Source organism: Paenibacillus sp. J2L1-98 (assembly GCF_056269405.1).
Window position 1 is genome coordinate 33,554 of the sequence record NZ_JBWDNW010000020.1, and the last position, 20,301, is coordinate 53,854.

Annotated in this window: 16 protein-coding genes; 1 reads left to right on the forward strand and 15 read right to left on the reverse strand. The window is 45.3% G+C overall.

Annotation, left to right across the window (positions count from 1 at the left end; all coding sequences use genetic code 11):
- Positions 1-71 precede the first annotated feature (71 nt).
- The 5 genes from AC0YNZ_RS24815 to AC0YNZ_RS24835 all read right to left on the reverse strand — a co-directional run bounded on the left by AC0YNZ_RS24815 (position 72) and on the right by AC0YNZ_RS24835 (position 6,718).
- The gene (locus AC0YNZ_RS24815) at positions 72-1,682 is read right to left on the reverse strand and encodes a response regulator transcription factor (protein ID WP_475829163.1); all 1,611 of its coding nucleotides are present in this window, start codon (positions 1,680-1,682) and stop codon (positions 72-74) included.
- Entirely contained in the window at positions 1,663-3,408 is a 1,746-nt protein-coding gene (locus AC0YNZ_RS24820; RefSeq protein ID WP_475829164.1) for a sensor histidine kinase, read from the reverse strand. Before AC0YNZ_RS24820 ends, AC0YNZ_RS24815 begins: the two co-directional genes overlap by 20 nt.
- 457 nt (positions 3,409-3,865) lie before the next feature.
- Positions 3,866-4,891, reverse strand: coding sequence for an NADH:flavin oxidoreductase/NADH oxidase (locus AC0YNZ_RS24825; protein ID WP_475829165.1), 1,026 nt, complete (start codon positions 4,889-4,891; stop codon positions 3,866-3,868).
- Positions 4,892-5,071: 180 nt separating this feature from the next.
- Positions 5,072-5,503, reverse strand: coding sequence for a MarR family winged helix-turn-helix transcriptional regulator (locus AC0YNZ_RS24830; protein WP_475829166.1), 432 nt, complete (start codon positions 5,501-5,503; stop codon positions 5,072-5,074).
- Between the two features lie 378 nt (positions 5,504-5,881).
- Positions 5,882-6,718: an AraC family transcriptional regulator gene (locus AC0YNZ_RS24835; RefSeq protein WP_475829167.1), complete on the reverse strand. Its 837-nt coding sequence runs from the start codon at positions 6,716-6,718 to the stop codon at positions 5,882-5,884.
- 146 nt (positions 6,719-6,864) lie between these two features.
- Between AC0YNZ_RS24835 and AC0YNZ_RS24840 the strand changes: the two genes are divergently transcribed.
- Positions 6,865-8,007, forward strand: coding sequence for a glycoside hydrolase family 88/105 protein (locus tag AC0YNZ_RS24840; protein ID WP_475829168.1), 1,143 nt, complete (start codon positions 6,865-6,867; stop codon positions 8,005-8,007).
- A 773-nt stretch (positions 8,008-8,780) separates the two neighbouring features.
- Here the strand turns inward: AC0YNZ_RS24840 and AC0YNZ_RS24845 are convergent.
- From AC0YNZ_RS24845 to AC0YNZ_RS24890, 10 genes are all read right to left on the reverse strand, one after another.
- On the reverse strand, positions 8,781-9,158 hold the full coding sequence (locus AC0YNZ_RS24845; protein ID WP_475829169.1) for a hypothetical protein: 378 nt from the start codon (positions 9,156-9,158) through the stop codon (positions 8,781-8,783).
- Positions 9,159-9,801: 643 nt separating this feature from the next.
- Positions 9,802-10,011 carry a Spo0E family sporulation regulatory protein-aspartic acid phosphatase gene (locus tag AC0YNZ_RS24850; RefSeq protein WP_475829170.1) on the reverse strand — a complete coding sequence of 70 codons (210 nt, stop codon included), beginning with the start codon at positions 10,009-10,011 and terminating at the stop codon, positions 9,802-9,804.
- A 163-nt stretch (positions 10,012-10,174) separates the two neighbouring features.
- The gene (locus AC0YNZ_RS24855) at positions 10,175-10,315 is read right to left on the reverse strand and encodes a response regulator (protein WP_475829171.1); all 141 of its coding nucleotides are present in this window, start codon (positions 10,313-10,315) and stop codon (positions 10,175-10,177) included.
- Positions 10,296-10,556 carry a response regulator gene (locus AC0YNZ_RS24860; protein WP_475829172.1) on the reverse strand — a complete coding sequence of 87 codons (261 nt, stop codon included), beginning with the start codon at positions 10,554-10,556 and terminating at the stop codon, positions 10,296-10,298. The genes AC0YNZ_RS24855 and AC0YNZ_RS24860 overlap by 20 nt, the downstream gene beginning before the upstream one ends.
- A complete protein-coding gene (locus tag AC0YNZ_RS24865) occupies positions 10,538-12,061 on the reverse strand; it encodes a glycoside hydrolase family 31 protein (protein WP_475829173.1) in 1,524 nt (507 codons plus the stop codon). The genes AC0YNZ_RS24860 and AC0YNZ_RS24865 overlap by 19 nt, the downstream gene beginning before the upstream one ends.
- Before the next feature lie 6 nt (positions 12,062-12,067).
- Entirely contained in the window at positions 12,068-14,197 is a 2,130-nt protein-coding gene (locus tag AC0YNZ_RS24870; RefSeq protein ID WP_475829174.1) for a Sip1-related alpha-galactosidase, read from the reverse strand.
- Between the two features lie 20 nt (positions 14,198-14,217).
- Positions 14,218-16,413, reverse strand: a complete 2,196-nt coding sequence (locus AC0YNZ_RS24875; protein WP_475829175.1) for an alpha-galactosidase — start codon at positions 16,411-16,413, stop codon at positions 14,218-14,220.
- Between the two features lie 80 nt (positions 16,414-16,493).
- Entirely contained in the window at positions 16,494-17,384 is an 891-nt protein-coding gene (locus AC0YNZ_RS24880; protein WP_475829176.1) for a carbohydrate ABC transporter permease, read from the reverse strand.
- Positions 17,385-17,395: 11 nt separating this feature from the next.
- Entirely contained in the window at positions 17,396-18,286 is an 891-nt protein-coding gene (locus AC0YNZ_RS24885; protein WP_364142664.1) for an ABC transporter permease, read from the reverse strand.
- A gap of 78 nt (positions 18,287-18,364) precedes the next feature.
- Positions 18,365-20,011 (reverse strand): extracellular solute-binding protein, encoded by a 1,647-nt coding sequence (locus AC0YNZ_RS24890; protein WP_475829177.1) that lies wholly within the window; start codon positions 20,009-20,011, stop codon positions 18,365-18,367.
- Positions 20,012-20,301 lie beyond the last annotated feature (290 nt).

Genomic DNA, 20,301 nt, shown 5'->3' on the forward strand with positions numbered 1-20,301 from the left:
GGATCATGCCGGTAGTTAAAACAAAAAAACAAATCCCAAGGCAGCTGGGATTTGTTTTTATCCGACCAGATTTATTCATTTTCCGACTTCGCGCTCTGTCTTCTGAATTCCGAAGGGCTGCTGCCGACTGCTTTCTTGAATAGCTTGGAGAAGTACGTGAGATTATCATAACCGACTTCGCTAGCCACCGTACTAATCGGCAAATTCGAATCGTTCAGCAAAACAATCGATTTTTTGATTCTTGTATCGGTCAAATATTCGATGATCGATAGTCCCGTAGCTTTCTTGAATATCCGGGTCAAATAATCCGGATTAAGGTATACATAATTGGCGATGTCTTCTCTCGTAATGTCATTCTTCAGGTTGGCTTGCATATACTCCTTCACTTTCCAGATAACCGACTGCGATTTTGCGATCTCTTCCGTGTAACCGACGGCCTTGCCGATAAAATAGCGAATCCAGTTTCTCATATGATCGATATTGCTTATAGAATTCCGGTACAGCTCCTGCGATTGCGGATCTTTGAAAAGCTGATGGGCTTGAACTTCTTTTTGCTGCAGGAAAGAATACACCATTTGCAACATATCATGCTGCACAATGCGCAGGACATCCAGGTTGAGTCTTTCCTCAGCCGCCAAAGCATTAAGGTAGCTTATGATTTTCTGCTGCAATTTTTCTTTATTGCCCTGATGCAGCATGACCGTCCATTCTTGAATAAGGGTTTGTAAGGCGGCGATCGGAGTCTCAAGATCACGGTCCCGCTCGTTCAAATCAAAGATTTTACTTGTTAAGGCTACATTGTTTTTGTCGATTTCCACCAGCTTTTTATAGCATTCGGGAAGCTGCTCGCCGTAAACGAAGTCGCCAATATAACAGCTAACGCTGCATCCCAAGTAGGTATTGCAAGCGACGATGAGTTCCTTGCACACCTCCTTTATTTCTTCCTCATGGCGCTTCCTATCCTTAACCTCAGGTAGAATGGCTATCATTTGACCGTTCAACATAAAGAGGGAGTTCGAGTTCACATTTCCGAATATGGTTTCGCCCGCAATATTTTTCAAAGCGTAATCGAGTAATTGATGGTTCCATGCGTCCAGCTTCGTAACAAGCCTTTTTTTGCTGATCAATACTAATCTGTACCGTTCATCCGTTTTATACTCAACATTTCTTTTTTTTGCGTTTTGCGCGATTTCCGCAGGGTTATCAGAGAGCTGCCCCTGCAGTAGATCGGACCAAAAGCTTTCTTCAATCATGGATTGGTTGTTAATCCAGTACTCCCCATACTCACTGTACTCTTTTAGCCGTTTCGTTGAGGAAATCTTGGACACGGCTTTGTAAATAACCTGCTCCAACTCTTCGAATGGGATCGGCTTGACCAAATAATCGAAGCTTCCAAGCTCAATTGCTTTTTTGGCAAATTCAAATTCGGCATGGCAAGTCAATAAAATACTCTCCGTATCCGAAGAATACTCGTTGATCCATGCAAGCAGCTCCAGTCCGCTGCCCTGCGGCATCTCAATGTCGCAAATTGCGATGTCTATTAAGGTCGTGGACAAGATCTCCTTGGCTTGAGCGATATTGTGAGCCGTATAGACTTCATTAATCTTGAGCATGTCCCAGTCGATGCTGTGTTTAATAGCCCTGACGGTCTGGATTTCATCATCAACGATTAAAATATTCATTTTGAATCGGCTCCGTTTCTATCGGCAATATAATCATGATTCGCGCACCGGCGTTGTTGCTCGCGGTTAAGCTGGCTTTATTCCCATACATCAACGCGAGCCTTTGTTTAATATTCCAGATCCCGATACTCACTCCGTCGTCTTTGTGGTGGTCATTATCGGAATTAATATCGTACAGAGCCGCGGCCGAAAATCCTTTACCGCTATCCTGGATCGTAATGCTTGCAAACTTGCCGTTCTCCTGTTCAATCAAAGCCGCATTGATGTACACCGTTATCGGCTCGTGCATCGTAAGGGCATGCTTTACGATATTCTCAATAAATGTGTGCAGGATAAGCGGCGGCATTTGCAAGTTCATCAGCTGCTGATCGGCATCGACATGACATATCAAATTTTCCCCTGAGCGGATCTTCTGGATTTGAAGATAAGCTTGGACATGCTTTAACTCATCCTTGAATGGGACAAGCGTAAAATTACCCCTGACCATATACCTTAAATAATCCGACAAGCTCCGGACCATGTCCTGAATCAATGAATAGTCCTTCATTTGAGCCATGCTGTAGATCGTGTTGAAGGCATTCAAGTAAAAATGCGGCTTAATTTGCATCTGAAGATACTGGAGCTCCGCTTTCTGCTTATGAATTTGCTCTTCATAGACGTCAATCTTAAGCTGTTGGATCTGTGACGTGAAATGATTGAATGTATCAATCAGCAGCATAAATTCATAGGGATGCTCTTCTACCTTGATGTTATAGCTTAGATCCCCGCCTTCAAACATTTTAATGGCGTGTTTTATTTTTGTTATCGGCTTGAATATCCATTTCCTCAGTATAATGAAGGTTAGAGGTATGCACAAAATCGATAGCAAAGCGATGGTAATAATAACGATCTGAATTTGATTGAGCCCTTCGAGGATGTTGTTTTCGCTATCCACGACCGTTAATCTCATGTTTCCCCTCTTTGAATCCTGCCCTATCACCATGTAGCTTTTATTCGTTCCAGTAAAGTAGTAGCTGCTTAAATCTCCGGATAGATCGATACCATGACTTCGAATGAAATCGGCATTATTTAACGGCACTCCTTCCGAAGAAGCCATAATAAACGATTCCTTCTGATTAAGGTCCAAATCATTAATGTACTGAATAAAAGTATCTAGGTTTATCCAAGCGCCTACAAAGACGCTGCCGATATTCAAGATTCTGAACATGTAATTGGAGGAATCGACCGATGATGAAAACCACTTCAACCCGCTAAGACCTCCGCCACTATTCATCCTATCCGACGTATACTCCGCAACTGCAATTCTCTCCTCGTAGCTGGTACGGGAGCTATAGGAATATAAGTAGTCCTTCGTCGTGCTCGAATAGATAAATATTCCGTCCACCAGCTTATAGGTACCGATGGCCCTTACAATATCTTCTTTTAAATTAATTTTGGTGATCTCTCTCGTGCCGGGATCGTCATTTTCCAGATTGGAAATGCTCATATCATAACTTAACGTTTTGACTAGGTAATCATCCGCACTTTTCAGTTCGGAGTCGATCTCGTTCATGTATAGCGCAATCGTATCCTTCTTGGACTCAGATACTTTCTTGTGCAGCACATTTATGGAATACAGATTATCGAAGATTAGGAAGAAGATTAGCGGAATGATAATGAGCTGCGAGCCAATCGTAAGCTTGAAAGTCAACGTTTTGGTTACGTTTTTATGTGGGAGGAATCGCATGATTTCATCTGCTTTCATCGTTTTTCAGGACCTTGCAGCAAAAAAATCCTGTCCCCTTATTATACATATTTAAGTTTGCTATGCTTGATTAGGTACAATTGGGGTTGTGAATGCTTAAAAAGCAGCGGCGGACTAGGATGATAAAATCCGTCCTAATCTGCCGCTGCTTACCGATAATCGTTTAGGGAGAAATGTCGGTTTATGTTACCACGACCCGTACACGGCAAAGATTCAGAACTTGCGTGTACTTGTCACTGCCATTGCCGTCCTTGTTTGACCCCGCGCGCAATACGGGAATATGTGCCGGTGGGTCGGGATCTTGCCATTTGCATCATGAATGAGGAGGTTGCTCCTGCTTTTAAAGTTAGTTATTTAGCGGAATTTTATTACGTTCATTGCATATTCCGCTTTAGGTACGTCTGTGGAATAATTTCGAAATCACTTTCCATTATTAAGATCATTTAAAACCATATAAATACTGATTGGGTATTGCAGTCTCTTTGCTCAATTTAGCTGCGGCTTCTAATGCCCAATAAGGGTTTCTTAACATTCCTCTACCGACAGCTACTAAATCAGCTTCTTCATTTCCTATAACAGCATTTGCCAAGATCGGATCATCGAGCCTTCCAACAGCAATAACAGGAACATTGAGAGCTTTCTTAATGTCTTGAGCCAGTGGCACTTGGTATGCAGCATGTGTGCCTGGTCTTCCCCAGGCTGCAATAGGGCCTTCACCACCTGACGAGATATCAAAAATATCTACCCCTGCTTTTTCATATTCTTTGGCAAAGGCAATACTTTCTTGAATGCCATATCCGCCTTCTACATATTCTTTAGCAGAGATACGCATCATAAGCGGCATGTCTTCAGGCATCTCAGCCTTGACTGCCTCAATAATTTCTCGACCAAACTTGGTGAGATCTTTCCCATACTCATCATCCCTTTTGTTTGTAAGAGGAGAGTGAAATTGATGAATTAAGTATCCGTGGGCTCCATGTATTTCAATGGTATCAAACCCGGCTTTCACAGCACGTGCTGCAGCGCTGCGGAACTTTTCCACCAATCCTTTAACTTCTTCAGTTGAAAGGGCTCTAGGCTGTTTTGAATTCTCATCAAATGCAATAGCGGATGGAGCTACAGGCACATCAGCATCTTCCGCTTTACGTCCAGCATGAGCAATTTGAATACCTACTTTGGCTCCATAACTATGGCAGGCATCTACAATTCTTTTCAAAGCAGGAATTTGCTCATCCGACCATAATCCAAGATCAAAATCGGAAATACGTCCATCCGGTTCTACGTCCGTCATTTCAATCACAATTAGCCCAGTTCCACCAACCGCTCTATTTACGTAGTGCATGAAATGCCAGTCTGTGGCGATGCCGTCTTTTTTGTCAACGGAGTACTGACACATGGGAGCCATAACAATTCGATTCCTTAATTCCAATCCTTTTATTTTATAGGGACTATATAAATCTTTCATGAAGAAAGACTCCTTTCTTTTTATAAAATGAATAATGAAAAATAAAACAATTAAGATGTATGCACATGCATATATAATAGCACGCCTTTTTTATTTGTCAACTAATATCCTTTGTACTTATTTCCGTATAATTAAAAGCCCAGCGAATATAATCTCTGGGCTCCTTAATCCTTTATTAAATTAATTAAAGTTTTTTATAATTGCCTGCAGCTCTTTTTTCAGCTCATCTTTTAAAAAAGAGGATTGCAAAATCTCGTTGAAGGTTTCAAGAGCTCTGTGTAGTTTTTTTTCACCCAAATCGGTAATTTGAGTATAAATCCCTCTACGATCGTCTTCACATATATGTCTTTGCAAGGCTCCGCAGCTTTTTGCCTCCATTCTTCCTACCAGCCTAGAAATAGCACTCTGACTTAAACCAACCATCTCTTGTAACTGCTGTAATCTTAATTGCTTTTCATCTGTTTGAGACAAGAAATAGAGAACAAAAAATTCCTTTAAGGACAAGCTGTAATTTGCTTGCAGTACACGTTCCAGCTCATCGTTAATATTGGAGTGAATATTAGTAAGGGACAGCCAAGTGTTTAAAAGCTCATTTTTACTGTTTGTTTGCATACCAATTCACCCGATCTATTTTAGAATATATCATGAAGCACGAAGGTTAAATTTATTCTAACAAGGATCACAAAGACGGTCAAAAATTTTATGGGCAAAATAAAAATAACCAATGCATTCAAGAAGTATACACTATTCCAGAAAAGTCCTTGCACAATCGGTCATCTTGGAATTTCGCTATTTAAAAACTAATGTTTCATTTGGAAATAAACCTAGTTTGAACCTAACAGCGTTTTTATATATTCAATAAATTTTTTGGCGGCAGGAGAGAGTTCTTTTAGAGAGAGCGTAGCTCTGTTCTCCATATTATCTCCTGTTCAATTACAAATCGGAATCATATAAGATTTATCGAATCAAGGTATGGCAATCATATACGTGCTACTTGCCTTTTCTATAGTATAACGGAGTGTGCCCGGTGACTTGTTTGAACACTCTGCCAAAATGCGTAACACTACCGAAGCCTACATTCTTAGAAATCAGGTTGACTTTCATGGAGGATCGCATCAGAAGTTTCTTTGCCTCCTTGATCCTAACGCTGTTCAAATACTCCACGAAAGTAAAGCCTGTCGCTTCTTTAAAAAAACGGCTTAAATAATAGGGGCTGACATAGAATTTCTCTGACAGCAGATGAAGCGATAACTCCTCCATATAATGGTTGTTAATGAAACGAACCACTTCCGAAATTCTTTCATGCATGGGACTTGGGAATCCCAACGGCTCCGAGCTGTTTTGTTTCACATGCCTGCAGCAAATAATGAGAAGCTGCAGGATTAAAGTCTGTGCATACATTTCGAAGCCCGGCTTCTTCTCCCGCACCTCCTGCATGATCCTCTGCGCAAGCACCTCCACAGAAAATCGGTCATGTTGTGAACACGTGACTATGATGTACTCTTTCTCAAACAGCGGCTGCAGAATGTCCATATAAGATCCATTCACTGCAGTCATATAATCTTCGTGAATGTTTACGATGAGCCGCTCATGCTTAGGCATTTCCGTATTGGTTGTCCGATGCAGGATATTCGGAGAGATAATGATGACATCCCCCTCATTGATCACCATCGTTCGGTCCTTAATAAAAAACTCCCGTTTGCCGGACATCAAATAGAAGATTTCGTATGTACTGTGAAAATGATTGGTCGGCATATGGTGACTTAGTGCCTTGCGATGGGATACCGAGAAGGTCCCTTCGCCGTTATCGTATTGAATATCCCCCAACCTGTATCCCGCCTCTTATAAGATTATCTTTTCATTATACGCACTTTCACATTACCCGCAAGATATAAGAAGAATTCACATATTTCCGCAAATAATGTACATATTTCTGTGCTAGTATATGTTTAATAAAACACAGGAGGTATGATATGAATTCTTCAGAAACGAATGCCAGGAAGACATTGCAAGATGCACAGACTCCCCTCCAATGGGCTGAGAAGGCTTGTGAAGCATTGATGTCCAAATTCGAACCGGAATTGCTTCCGCCGGATCGGTTCCACTATCATCAGGGTGTCTTTTTGTCCGGTATGGAGAAATGCTGGCGGGAGACCGGGAAGAAAAAATATTATGATTATATCAAGCGGTGGGTAGACAGCCAAATTCTCGAAGATGGCACCATCAAAAAGTACAAGCCCGACGAACTAGATGATATTCAACCGGGGGTGCTTCTCTTTAACCTGTATGAGCAAACGGGAGATGCACGATATAAGAAAGCCTTGTACACGCTTGTCCCCCTGTTAAAATCATGGAAAACCAATCCATCGGGCGGGTTCTGGCACAAGGAGCATTACCCGAATCAAATGTGGCTGGATGGGTTGTATATGGCCGGGCCAATTGCTGTCCAGTTCAGCAAGACATTCGGTGAAAGCGAATACTTTGACATGATGACCTTTCAGGCGATCCTGATGGAGAAGCATACCAAGGACCCTGATACCGGCTTGCTTTACCACGGCTGGGATGAAACCAAAACAGCTGAATGGGCTGACCCCATTACAGGCTTGGCTCCGGAATTCTGGGGTCGCGCAATCGGCTGGTACCCTGTCGCCCTGCTGGAAATGTTCGAATACCTTCCTGAAGATCATAAGCATAAAGCAACACTGACTGAGATCCTTCAGAACCTGCTCATTGCCCTAATTGAATACCAGGATACCACCACCGGTTTATGGTACCAGGTTGTCGACAAAGCACACCATCCGGACAATTGGCCGGAAAATTCCTGTACCGCCTTGTACGCTCATGCCATTGCCAAAGCAGTGCGCTTAGGATATTTGGATGCCAAGTATCTGCCATATGCATGGAAGGGCTATCAGGGCGTAATTGATACATTGAAGTTCGATGAGAATGGCCATGTGATCATCGGTCATATCTGCATCGGCACAGGCATCGGAGATTACGCTCACTATATTGCCCGCCCGACCAGCGAGAATGATCTACACGGCGCAGGCGCCTTTATCCTCATGTGTGTGGAAATGAGCCTCGCGCAAAAATCGGCTTGGCGCCTGAATAATTAAATACTTCCCTTCAGCAGTTCCTCGTCGAGCGATCTGAACCGCTTGCGCTACCGTGATTTAAACCATAGTGCAAGTCCGATTTGCGGACAATTATACATTCTTGCATTAGATCGGCAGCCGCCCGACGGTGGTGAAGTAAAGTTTTGGGATGGCGTTCTTTCCTCCCTGAAGGTCATCGGCTTACACTTTGTTGCACTGTTTAACTTTTTGATTCCGATTCGACTCTCAGCTTATTTTGCAAGACATAGTCGAAAAAGAGTTGCCGTAAATGGATATCGGAAGATCTTCCACTTCATGAAGTCAAGCTTTACGACCGGGAAAATGCGATTCCCCGGTTCCTATAAATACCCTAATCCCTCAGCTTTTTAGGTGATGGTTTTCTTATCACTGTTAACCTATTTCCTATTATGGTTTTACAATATGTTCTAGAATCTAACTCACCGCCACGATACCACCACATCCAGGCTTCCAATTTAAAAACACCTCCAAAGTTGTCCCCTACATCTTACGACGTGTTAGGTTTGTTTTGAAGGTGTTTTGATATGTCTCACGATAAGTGGTCCGTCCCAATCAACGTTGCTGCTGATGGCTTTGTTATGGACGGTTCGATTTCACTTAGCCTTCTTTGAAAACTCCACTTGACTTAAATTTGTTGTTTCCTTAGATGTTTAATTTTTCCTCAATAGATTTCATTTACCCACATCCCTATAAAAAAAGATTGTCCTGATGGTTTTCATCAGGACAATCTTAGAAGTAATGTCTATTCACACATTTTATTGTTCAGCTACATAATATTTAACGAATTCAACTAATATAAGGTGTAACAAACTCTGGAACCAACTTTGAATGATCTCTATCTGAACCGCGGCACGTGATAAACATGAAAATAAGATTTCATTCGTTTGCCGGCTCATTGTTCTCAAATCATTGCTCGCTTTGAGAGGGGACGCCATAATCGCCCACATGCTGAAATGAGATTTGTCTTCTTCATAACTCATACCGTTTCCGACCTGAAGCATATCCATATGATTGTAATGGCCTGGATCGGCATACTTCGACAATCCTGCTTTTAGATCGATGATTCTCGTAATGGAATTAAAATTGGGCTCGATATCGCCGGATATCCGCCAATGGGAGGCAACATCCGACACCCATTCTCCTGGGAACTTCCAGTTGAATGCCAGCCGGATTGGGATGAGGTGAACAGGTAGCCCCATTCGTTGTTGTAGAACAATACCGGCGCTTCGCGGTGCTTGCCGACGTAAATATCTAATTTTTTATCGGTACGACGTCTGAATTAACGTAGTCACCACTCCGCCAAACATTCTTCTTCTGTTGACATTGAGTGATTATTCGTGCTTCCGGCATTCAAATTTCTGAAGAACTGCCTTCACCTTTCTCGGATGGGCGGTGTTGGCAAGCTAAGTTTCTTTAAATAATTTCCAGGTATGTGATAAATATTATCCACCAAAACAGATGTAATAGTGACCGCTTCGTATGGAGAGCATCAAAGAAGTTTACTCATCGAGACGAGCGGTGGACCTTATGTGAAGATCTGAGTATGGAGGTTACTAAAGGCAGATTCATTTTATCGATCTATAGGTTTTTCGGTTAAATGGCAAACTAGTCACGAACTGATAGTTCTTTTACTCCCAATTTTTTTAAGCGCTCTCGACTGATCACCGCAACAACAGCGGTAGAGCGAAATGAATTCAGTTCCTGCGACTTTAACTTAGGGTATCTGAGAACTATATCGATAAACAATCATGAAGATAATGATTGGGTTGGTCACATCTATGAAGAAAGCACTTCCAATTCATACATATTATGATCAGTATTCCTTTTTCTCATTTCCATACGTTGATACTTAATAATACACTCGTCAAGTTCCTGGCTTAACTTTATGACTTTCTCATCGCCTAAACACCCCGACCTCGCAACTAATAAATTTAACTCTTTACGGAGAGTTTCAATGATTTGGAGCTGATCTTGATTCGTTCTCATCATGTAACCCCCTACATCATCGCTCAATGTGCATGGAAACTAAAACAACGCCTCTAATCACGATATGTATGCCCTGTATTAAATCCATAAGCAAATGGTTTCTGAGAAGAGGCAAATTCTCGCAAAGGGTATACAATGCCTTTTGCTGGGAAGTGATATGACCCTAATCTTGTTTGATTTGCTCAAGTACGGAAGCGACCTCCTGCCGCACTTCATCCGTACTAAACGGCTTTAATAAATATCCGTCTGCGCGATTTTTCAAGGCTTCACGGGCATATTCAAATTCAGAATAACCCGTAAGCAATATGCATTTTGTCCGTTTCCAATTTGTTTTTGATTTCTTTTATAAGTTCCAGACCTGACATGCCTGGTTTGCGATTATCCGTAATAACAACATCTATTGCGTGGATTCGGCAAATTTCAAGTGCTTCATTAGCTGAGAAGGCCTTGTGTACTTCAGAAAGCCTCAGCGCTTCCCAACCAACGAGCAAAAAGAAGCCGCATGTAACGGCTTCTCCTCTGCCATTTATTGTTTCCTGTACCAAGGTAGTCTACTCAGCGGCACATCGATCTGCCGTATCGTCGGTCCTTCGACGATACTGCCGTCGTCGCCGATCCATGTACCGGAAGGGAACGATACCTGCCGAACTCTAGCCCCTTGCTTAACAACGGGGGCAACCAACAGGGAACTACCCAGCATAAATTGGTCGATGATCTTCTCCATTCCCTCATTTGGAAATTCATAAGCCATGTGTCGTAGAATCGGCTCGCCCGTCTTGGAGGATTGCATTGCAAGTTCCAGAATCTCCGGTCCGATCTGCGCATGGAGCCGGGCCGCGTCTACGCAGTACCCCAAGTGTTCGTTATTCATTATCCGCCAAGGTGCTGCAGAAAATTGCATCATCGGGAATAGCGCGGAGCACTGGGCATAACGCACAACTAATTCGGAGTCTAATTGAGCCGACGTAAAACTCATGTACTCTCCGCCACCGATCATATCAGGACAGCTATAGGCATAACCGAGAAGACCTTGCGCTAAGCCATCTGGAATTAAGGCATCGAGTCCATTGCCTTCCCATTCGTGGTTCTTATCCTTGAGCCGCTGAACAAGAGGTTGTCCTGCAAGCTTCCAGCAGGCACGGTATTCATTAAGCGGATATTTCAGACCAACCTTGGCCCATGCCTCACAATGTCCATTGCGAGTTGTGGCGGGGATATAACTGAGGTCGTCAGACTCGTAGAACTCCGAGTCACCGGCATCCAGCTTGAAGCCGTCGATCCCATATTCTTTCTGCAAAGCATCAAGCTGCTCATGCATCCATTGAACGGCCAGAGGGTTGGTGCAATCCAGCACCGCACTGTAGCCGTTCCACCATTTTCGTATCGCCGTCTTGCCGTCCCGATCCTTCAAGAGAATCCCTGTCTGATCGAGCTGACGGTAAGTGAGGGAATCCGGAGTAACGAAAGGACATACCCAAAGCATTACCTTGAAGCCCATAGCGTGGAGTTCCTGCACCATACGCTTAGGTTCCGGGAAGCGGCCGGAATGGAACTTCCAGGTTCCATAAGGCTCATGCCAATTATCATCGATCATAATAACGCCAGGAGGCATCCCGTTTGCAAGCACATCTTTCGCATATTGCAATACCTTCTCTTGTGTAGGTTCATAAAGCAGTTCAATCCAAAGATTATATTGAGGAGCCGTGAACAGCAGTTCCTCCGGAATCGAAGAACTAGGGGGAAAGAAGGTCCGAGATACATAGCTGTACGCTCCCCGTAAGGTTTCATGGCCTTCTCCTGAAATGAGCTCTCCTGCACCGCTCACCTTTAAACTATTTTGTTCGAATTGATAGAAAAAGGGTTCTTCACTCCAAATATATCTGCCTTTGCTCGAAATAAGTAACGGGCAGGCCTGATTGCCATTGAGGTTTGAAGACAAGTCCACGCTAAAGGATGAAGTGCCAAAGGGCATGCTTCGACCATCAGCAGCGCGGCCTCCCCACCAATATTCGTCAGGCAGCAGTTCGATCATCAGTCCATGAGTTGTCATCTATGATTACTCCTTCATCACAATTTGAACACAAACCGGTCCATGAAGGTCATGGCAATCGACGGTATAAAGCTGCGAATTATCGGAATGAGATCTCAGCTCTCTCGTTACTCCGTTTACTTCAACGAAATCAGGTCTTTTATCCGCAAAGAAAGTAAATGCTCCCCCTTCGTCTAGAAAAAGTGTGGTCCTGGATTCGTTTCGAATGATATGCTTGATCGTTTTGGGGGAAATCATCTTGTTTGTCAATCCAATCGGGGCAATCCCCGAGTCGCAGCTCACTAGAATGAACAGTTTGGCTTCCTTCTCATTCAGGACGATCGGATATTCTTCATCACGCCCAATCACCGAACATGCTTCCGAGAAATATTCGTAGACTGCAAACCGGCTTCCATGCAGCCCCGGAATATCTGCAGGACGAATCCGGCTTTGGATCGGCTGTCCATCCTTGTTGATATGAAATGCAGCAACAATTCCAGCATCCCCGGCACGGCTCCATATCTTTAATGCAGCATTTTCATGGACCGGATCTACAGTCAAGCAATCCAATGTCGGCATCCCGGGCAAATCGCAGCGCAACAGCTTCCCGTCACGTTCAATCAGCGGTCGGATCAAATTGGGGTCGGTTGCTTGAAGAGGATCGCTAAAATATACTGGTCCACCGCTTACCGCTCGAAGAAGGGCATGACGTTCCGCATCGGCATGAACCGTCCAGAACATATCCCAATCTCCCCAGTAGAGATGGCCATGATAGAACGAGTTGTATACATTTTGCATGGCGTGTTCTGCGAAGCAATCAGGGTTCTGGGGAACAAAATCATCACTGTTACGGTTAATGGCGGACATGGGCCTGCTCCATAAATTTTCCGAGGCCATTCCCATGCAGTTGATCATTTGATAATGGAAATGCATGGCGGCAGAAGCCTCCAGTGCCACATGTCCCCCTTTAGCGGCCTTTCCTGCAGGAAGATGATGTTTTGTGAAATTGGCTATCGCACTTTGTCCATCTACCTTGATGAGTCGAATTCCCTGAAGGCGTAACTGCTGATGAAACTCTTTCCAAAAGCCAAATCCGTGGTCATCACATGCAGGAATAAGAGCACCCCCGTTGGTGGGCATCAGATGTTCTTTCATCTTCGCAGCCAATTCACTTTCAGGATGAATACCGCCCCAATAGCCTGCGAATGTATGCCATACTCCTACTGAATTGATATCCAGCTCCTTCAACTTGTCTACAACACTTGCAAGTCCGCCCGGAAATTTGCCTGCATCAGCCTTAAAAGATACAAGCTTCCCATCCTTAATGTCCTGCCATCCGTCGTCAATGATCACCCAGCGTACCGGAAGATTCATGTTCTTAAATTCATTGCATTTTTGTACGATCCCCTCTTCGGACACCTCTCGGTAAAAGGCATCCCAAGTACACCATCCGATGTACTCAAAAATATCCGGATATTGCCGTTCATCCTTATTTGCAACACCAAGTTTGCGTCTCGCCGAGGTTAACGTATGTTCCGCCAATTCGAACGGATTCTCATGGATCCCCAACATTGCAACAGAGGTATTCATGCGGCTGTACCCGCCTGTGTTGTTAAACACAACCAATTGCAAATTCCCTGCGGTTGTTCCCTGCAAATCTGCCTTACCGTTTTCTTCGCAAAGCGGTATGATTTGAAAGAAAGAGCCTGTTTCACGTTCTATCAGCAGCTGCTGCGTTCGGCTGGGCACCCCATCGAGTGTCCCGGTATACGGTCTTGTCCACCAATCGTTAAACCGGTAATGCCCCAACAGGCCCGTCATTCCAGGGAAGCTTTCCATCGTTAGCACAATCCCTTTGTTACTGTCAAAAAAACGCAATTTCTCAAACTGCGGATTATCAATCGATGCGGAAAGAGATATCGCTGCACAGCCTTCCTCTATGCTCAAATGAAGCTTAACTAAAAGTCCTTCAGCCTCATTCCGAAATTCGCAATCTGTTACCGGCAACCCGCTTTCTTCTCCTGCGATCACCTGTGACAAATGTAAAGTGTGGCTGGAACCATCATCCAAGTTCACAACAGCTGAGATTCCTTTTATAACCGTCTCCCCGCCGTCAACCAAATCAAGCCTATCTCCTTTTTGTAAGAAATTTAGCAAATGTTTTACCCTCCCGGAATCTAAGTTAATTCAACCTGTTGAAATCTGTAGAACACACTCGTAAAGTCACCATGCATGACCGGAATGGTTAACCCTGCATGCATTAATTCGTCACCGCCGTAAATGCGGCCGGTCTCTGCATGTTTGTACTTCGCGTCAGGATGCAAGCCGTTTAAACGCAGGAATCTTATCCGTTCTCCCGGTTGCGCAAGCACCTTAAAGTAACCTACAACCGCTTCATTCTTGTTTTCGGAAACGAACATCCACGCCGCTTCGTTACCTTGGAAGGGATCAAGCAAACGGTAGAAATCTCCGAATTGAATAACAGACCTGATTTCCTTATATTGAGAGATCATCTTGCGGATAAAATCCTTTTCTTCTTCGCTCAACTTCGTAAGGTCGAGCTCAAATCCCAAATTCCCTGACATGGCAACGTGAGAACGGATATCCAAAGAAGTAACCCGATGTACCTGGTGATTCGGCACAACGGACACGTGCGCCCCAATGGTACTGATTGGATATACGAGACTTGTCCCGTATTGGATATTTAGGCGGCTGACCGCATCCGAATTGTCGCTGGCCCAAGTTTGTGGCATATAAAACAGCATTCCCGGATCGAATCTGCCGCCGCCTCCAGAGCAGCTTTCGAATAAAATATCAGGAAACGAAGACGTAATTTGCTCCAAGACGTGATATAAACCAAGAATATATCGGTGGGCGATTTCTCTTTGACGTTCAGGAGGCCAGGCAAGGGATCCAACTTCTGTCAAATGACGGTTCATATCCCATTTGACATAACTGATGGGTGCGCTTTTCAACACCTCGGTTATCACACGGACAATATAATCGCAAACCTCCGGCCGAGACAGGTCAAGTACAAATTGGTTCCTTCCCCATGTCTTCGGCCGTCCTTCCACTTGGATACACCAATCAGGGTGTTCCCTGTACAGATGGCTATCCTCCGAAATCATCTCAGGTTCGAACCATAATCCAAACTCCATCCCTCTGGCACGAATTCTTTCAGCCAAATCTGCAAGGCCGTCCGGCAGCTTACGCTTGTCCACCTGCCAATCTCCTAATGAGCTGGTATCATCGTCGCGGTGCCCAAACCATCCGTCATCTAACACAAACAGCTCGATTCCAAGACGCTGCGCTTCATCTGCCAGGCTCTCCAATTTCTGCGCATCAAAATTGAAATAGGTTGCTTCCCAGTTGTTTATCAAGATTGGCCTGACTCGATCCCTATGTTTGCCCCTGCATAAACGGGATCTGTACAATTCGTGGTACGTGCGGGACATCCCCCCCAGCCCATCCGAGGAAAAGACCATGACTGCCTCAGGCGTTTGAAAGGTTTCCCCCGGGCCTAACAGCCAGGTGAAATCGAACGGATTAATCCCGATCGATGCCCGGCTGGTATGATACTGCTCCACCTCTACCTGGGCAAGGAAGTTGCCGCTGTACACTAAATTAAACGCGTATACCTCTCCCTTACTCTCGTCGGCTCCTTTTCGTAATAAGGCCATGAAAGGATTCTGCTGCGGGCTGCTGGCACCCCGGGCACTGCTGATGGCTTGAACGCCGTGGGTAAGCGGACGCCTTTCTATATTCCGTTCATTCGTATGCGATCCATAAAGGGTCAACCACTCAAATTCATCATCCCGAAAGTCCACGCTTGCGCTTGAAACACGCAGTAGTTTGATTTTACACTGCCCATGATTGGTGATGGCAACGGAGCGGCTGATGGCGTTAAAGTCACGGAAGATGCAATAGGTTAACGCGACCGACAAGCCAAGATGTGCATCCTCCAATACAATCTCAAGGGAAATAGCCTCCTTATCGTTCTCTACATAAGTCGCAGGAAGACCGTTTAGTACTGATTTCCCATGATAAATCCTGTGAGAATGATATCGTAAGTCAGATATCGTAGATCCGTCTTCTAATTTTAATTGGAAGGCAGGCTGCCGGTAGTCCCCGTTTCCATATACCGGATATTCATGTGGAATCGTATCCAAAGAAAAGCTGCGGTCCTTAGGGTCTGGGTTAGGCGAGAAGCCTCTATCCAAAAACAACAGGGGATTGCTTTCGTTATAGGAGGCAACGCTCCTTCCCCAGTACAAATGGACAAGATACCCTCCATCCAATACCTTCATCACATAACTGGTTCCTTTATTACTAAGGTGAAAAATCTTCTTCTTCTCATCGAAATGTATATTCATGTATCTTCCTCCCCAAATACAGAGAGCTACCCTGCGGTAATTCTCCTCTCTCTGATCCATATCCGAGTTGTTAGCCCAAATCAACCTTTCACACTGCCGAGAACGAGACCTTTCGTGAAATATTTCTGCAAGAACGGATAGACGACTAGGATCGGGACCGTTCCAAGGAACAACTGCGCGGCGCGGCCGGTTCTCACGTTCATTTGCGCGAGCAGCTCCGAATAGTCGGTACCGGCTCTCAACATAATTTGGTCGAAGCTGAGCAGCAGTGTCTGCAAATAGCTTTGCAGCGGATAATTATCGGGATTGTTCATGTAGATGATGCCATCAAACCATGAGTTCCAATGCCCAACGATGGTGAACAGTCCTACGGTCGCAAGCGCCGGCTTAAGAAGCGGCAAGAGGATGCGGATCAAGATTTGCATCGGCCCGGCTCCGTCGATCGTCGCTGATTCCTCGATCTCTTCCGGCAGGCTCCGAATGAAGTTCATGAGAATGATCATGCTGTAGACGGGCAACGCGCCCGGCAGAATGAGCGACCAGATGGAGTCGATGAGTCCGGCTTTGACGACGATAAGGTAGCTCGGGATCAACCCTCCGTTAAATAGCATCGTCAATACAAAAAAACCCATATAGATGCCGCGTCCCATCAGTTTCTCCTTCGTCTTGGAAAGCGGATATGCGGTGAGCACCATCAAGATGAGGTTGACTATAGTCCCCAGCACGACTCGCTGGGTCGAAACCCAAAACGATTGTAAAAATTGGCCTCCTTCCAACGCAAACTCATAAGCCTTCGTCGTAAAATCGACTGGCCAGAATACGACATCTCCCGCCGCTACCGCTGCGCTCCCGCTAAAGGAAACAGCAAGCAGATTAACGAAAGGCAGGATGCAAAACAGCGAAGTCAAGAACAGAATCGAATAATTGGCGATAAGAAATAGCTTACGCCCTAGGCTTTTGTCTTGAACCATAATTTCCCTCCTTAATAAATCTTGTATCCTGCGGCTTTTTTCGCAAGCACGAGGGATAAGACGACCAGGATACAAGTGATGACCGATTTGAACAGGCCGATCGCCGTGCCAATCGAATATTGCGCTTGCACAATGCCGAGCCGATACACATACGTATCGATGATGTCGCCAGATTCGTAAACAGCGGGGGAATAGAGGTTGTAGATTTGGTCAAAACCCGCGTTCATGACGTTACCGAGGGACAGGACCGCCATCAGGATAATTGTCGGTGCAAGCAGAGGCAGCGTAATATAGATCGTCTGCTTCCAACGATTCGCCCCGTCGATCAGCGCTGCCTCATACAGCCCTGGGTCGATGCCAGTCAAAGCGGCCAAATAAACGACAGTGCCGAAGCCGAACCCTTTCCAGATATCGGTGACGATCATCGTCCACGGGAAGATCGAGGGGCTGCCCAGGAATGAAATTGGCTTCACACCGAGAAGACCGAGAAACGTGTTGACGATCCCATCCGAAGCTAGAATATCGATCATAATGCCGGCCATGATAACCCAGGACAGGAAGTTTGGGATATAGACAAGCGTTTGGAACGTACGTTTGAAGGCCGCCCGCATTACTTCGTTCAGTAATAAAGCGAAGATGACTGGCACGAAGATGCCGCCGAGCAATTTGAAAATCGACATGTACAGCGTATTCCAGATCGTTCGCAAGAATTTCTCCTGCTTGAAAATGTGTTCGAAGTTTTCCATTCCGACCCATGGCGAATGGAAGCCGAGCCCCGGATTATAGTCTTGAAACGCGATGACCAATCCGTAGAAGGGGAGATAGCTGAAGATAAAAACGAGAATGATACTCGGAACCAGCATGAGGTGGAAAGCCCTCTGTTGTCTTAACTTTCTTAACATGTCCCGATCCTCCGTTCCTAGAATAATATAAAGGAGGCGAGCGTAACCTCGCCTCATCGCATGGTTCTCGATCGTTAGTTATTTGTTGCCGTACATTTTGTTTACAGCTTCGGTCACTTCGTCTCCGCCGGCTTCCCGCCAGTCCTTGATGAGCTTATCGAAATAATCGATGCTCTCCTTACCCATGATGATCTTCGTAAAGCCTTCGGTCAGAATATCATCCAGCGTGGAGCCGTATTTGGCAAGTTCCTTGGGCTGTGCTCCCCAAAGCGAGTTCTTGATATACTGATTGTTGTCGATAAAGGGCTTGGCGAGGCCATATGCGCTCCTCGGCGCGCCTTGCTGCAGGTAGTCGCCAACCGCGGCCGGTGTGCCTTTCGTCTCAAACTCGACACTGTTGTTGTACTTCTGCCACTGACCGGTCGCTGTGAAATTGCTCGTGTCTTTCGTCTTCATCGCCTCGCTGACCTTCACGAACTGCTCGTAGTCCGTGTTCGGGTTCGTGACCTTAAACGGTTGAGGAGCGTGCTCCAAGCCATCGTTTACGAAAGCGGCCAAAGTCTCTTGCGATTCCTTGCTGAATCCTTCGTCCATCATATAGGCGTAGAAGTTAATCAGCTTGATCACCGCTTCCGGATTCTTAGCTTTCTTGTTTACGACAACGTAGTTCCCGTTTAAGAAGGAAACGGAATGAATCACTTCTTCGCCATTGGCGGACGGTATGTTGTAAGGATAAAATATCGCATTCTTACCCAAGTTCGTGACAACATCCACGCCCGGACTATAGCCCCACCACTGGTAGTGAGGTTGTACGCCGACTTTGCCGGCTACGACATTAGCGTTCATCGCTGCCATATCTTTAATCGAAAATTCCGGATCGATAATGCCGAGCTTATACCATTCAGCAAATGTTGCAAGCGCATCCTTCATCTCAGGCTGGGTCGAACCGTGGACGATCTTGCCGTCTTCGCCTGGAACCCATATGTCCGGATGAGCTCCCCATGCGACTGCGAGCGTGTTTAGTGTATCGAGAGTCTGATCAAGCGCAATGCCGTAACCGCCGTGTTTTTCCATGAACTTGAGCGCGATGTTCTTAATGTCGTCTATCGTCTGCGGATCCTGGAGCCCAAGCTCTTCCTTCCAATCGTTGCGGATCCAGACAAAATCGGGCTGGTCAATGACGCCGTAGTGTAATTGCGGGATACCGTATAATTTGCCATCCTTCATGCCGGATTCAAAGCTGGCACGATCGAATTCCATGTATTTTTTCACCCGATCGGATGCGTACTTGTCGAACACCTCGGTCAGATCCATGACCATGTCCGCTTCCATCAACTTCTGCAGCTGCGATGCGTTTACACGATAAATGTCGGGAAGCTCGCCGGACGAGATCGCGAGGTTCAGCTTCGTTTCGTAATCGTCGGATACCCAATCCGTCACGACGTTTATGTTGAAGCGCTCCTTATACGCTCGCGTCCAGATGTTGTCCGTTATGTCGTTGCCTTCCGGAAATTGAGTGGACGTATTCGTTTCACGAATGGTGTGAATCGTGACCGGCTCCTTGTATTTCCCGAAAGCGTAATCTATTTCCCCATTCTCTTTCGTCGCCTGTGAAGATTCGGCTCCCGATTCCGTCGCTTGCTCTTTCTTGTCCTCACCGTTGCTGCACGCAGCAAGTAACATTAGCGCAATTGCCAAGATGATGGATAATCCTTTTCGTTTCATTTGTACCCCCCATTTGTATCAATAATGTAATTTAGAGAAATAAACAACAGGCCCTTCATAAAATCCGTCTCGTCAATTTACTGACTCTTCTGGAGACCTTATTGACCCTTTTGCCAGTAGTTCTTGTGAGTCAGCCACGCAATCACCCCTTTTTTCTTTCATTCGCTGCATACTTTATTCTGTACGAGCTTGTACTATCATGACATCATCAGGCTACGCCATCTATCAATATTGTGGACGAATCATCATAAATGTGTATTTCTATGAAAAAAAAAAAAATGAACCCGGTG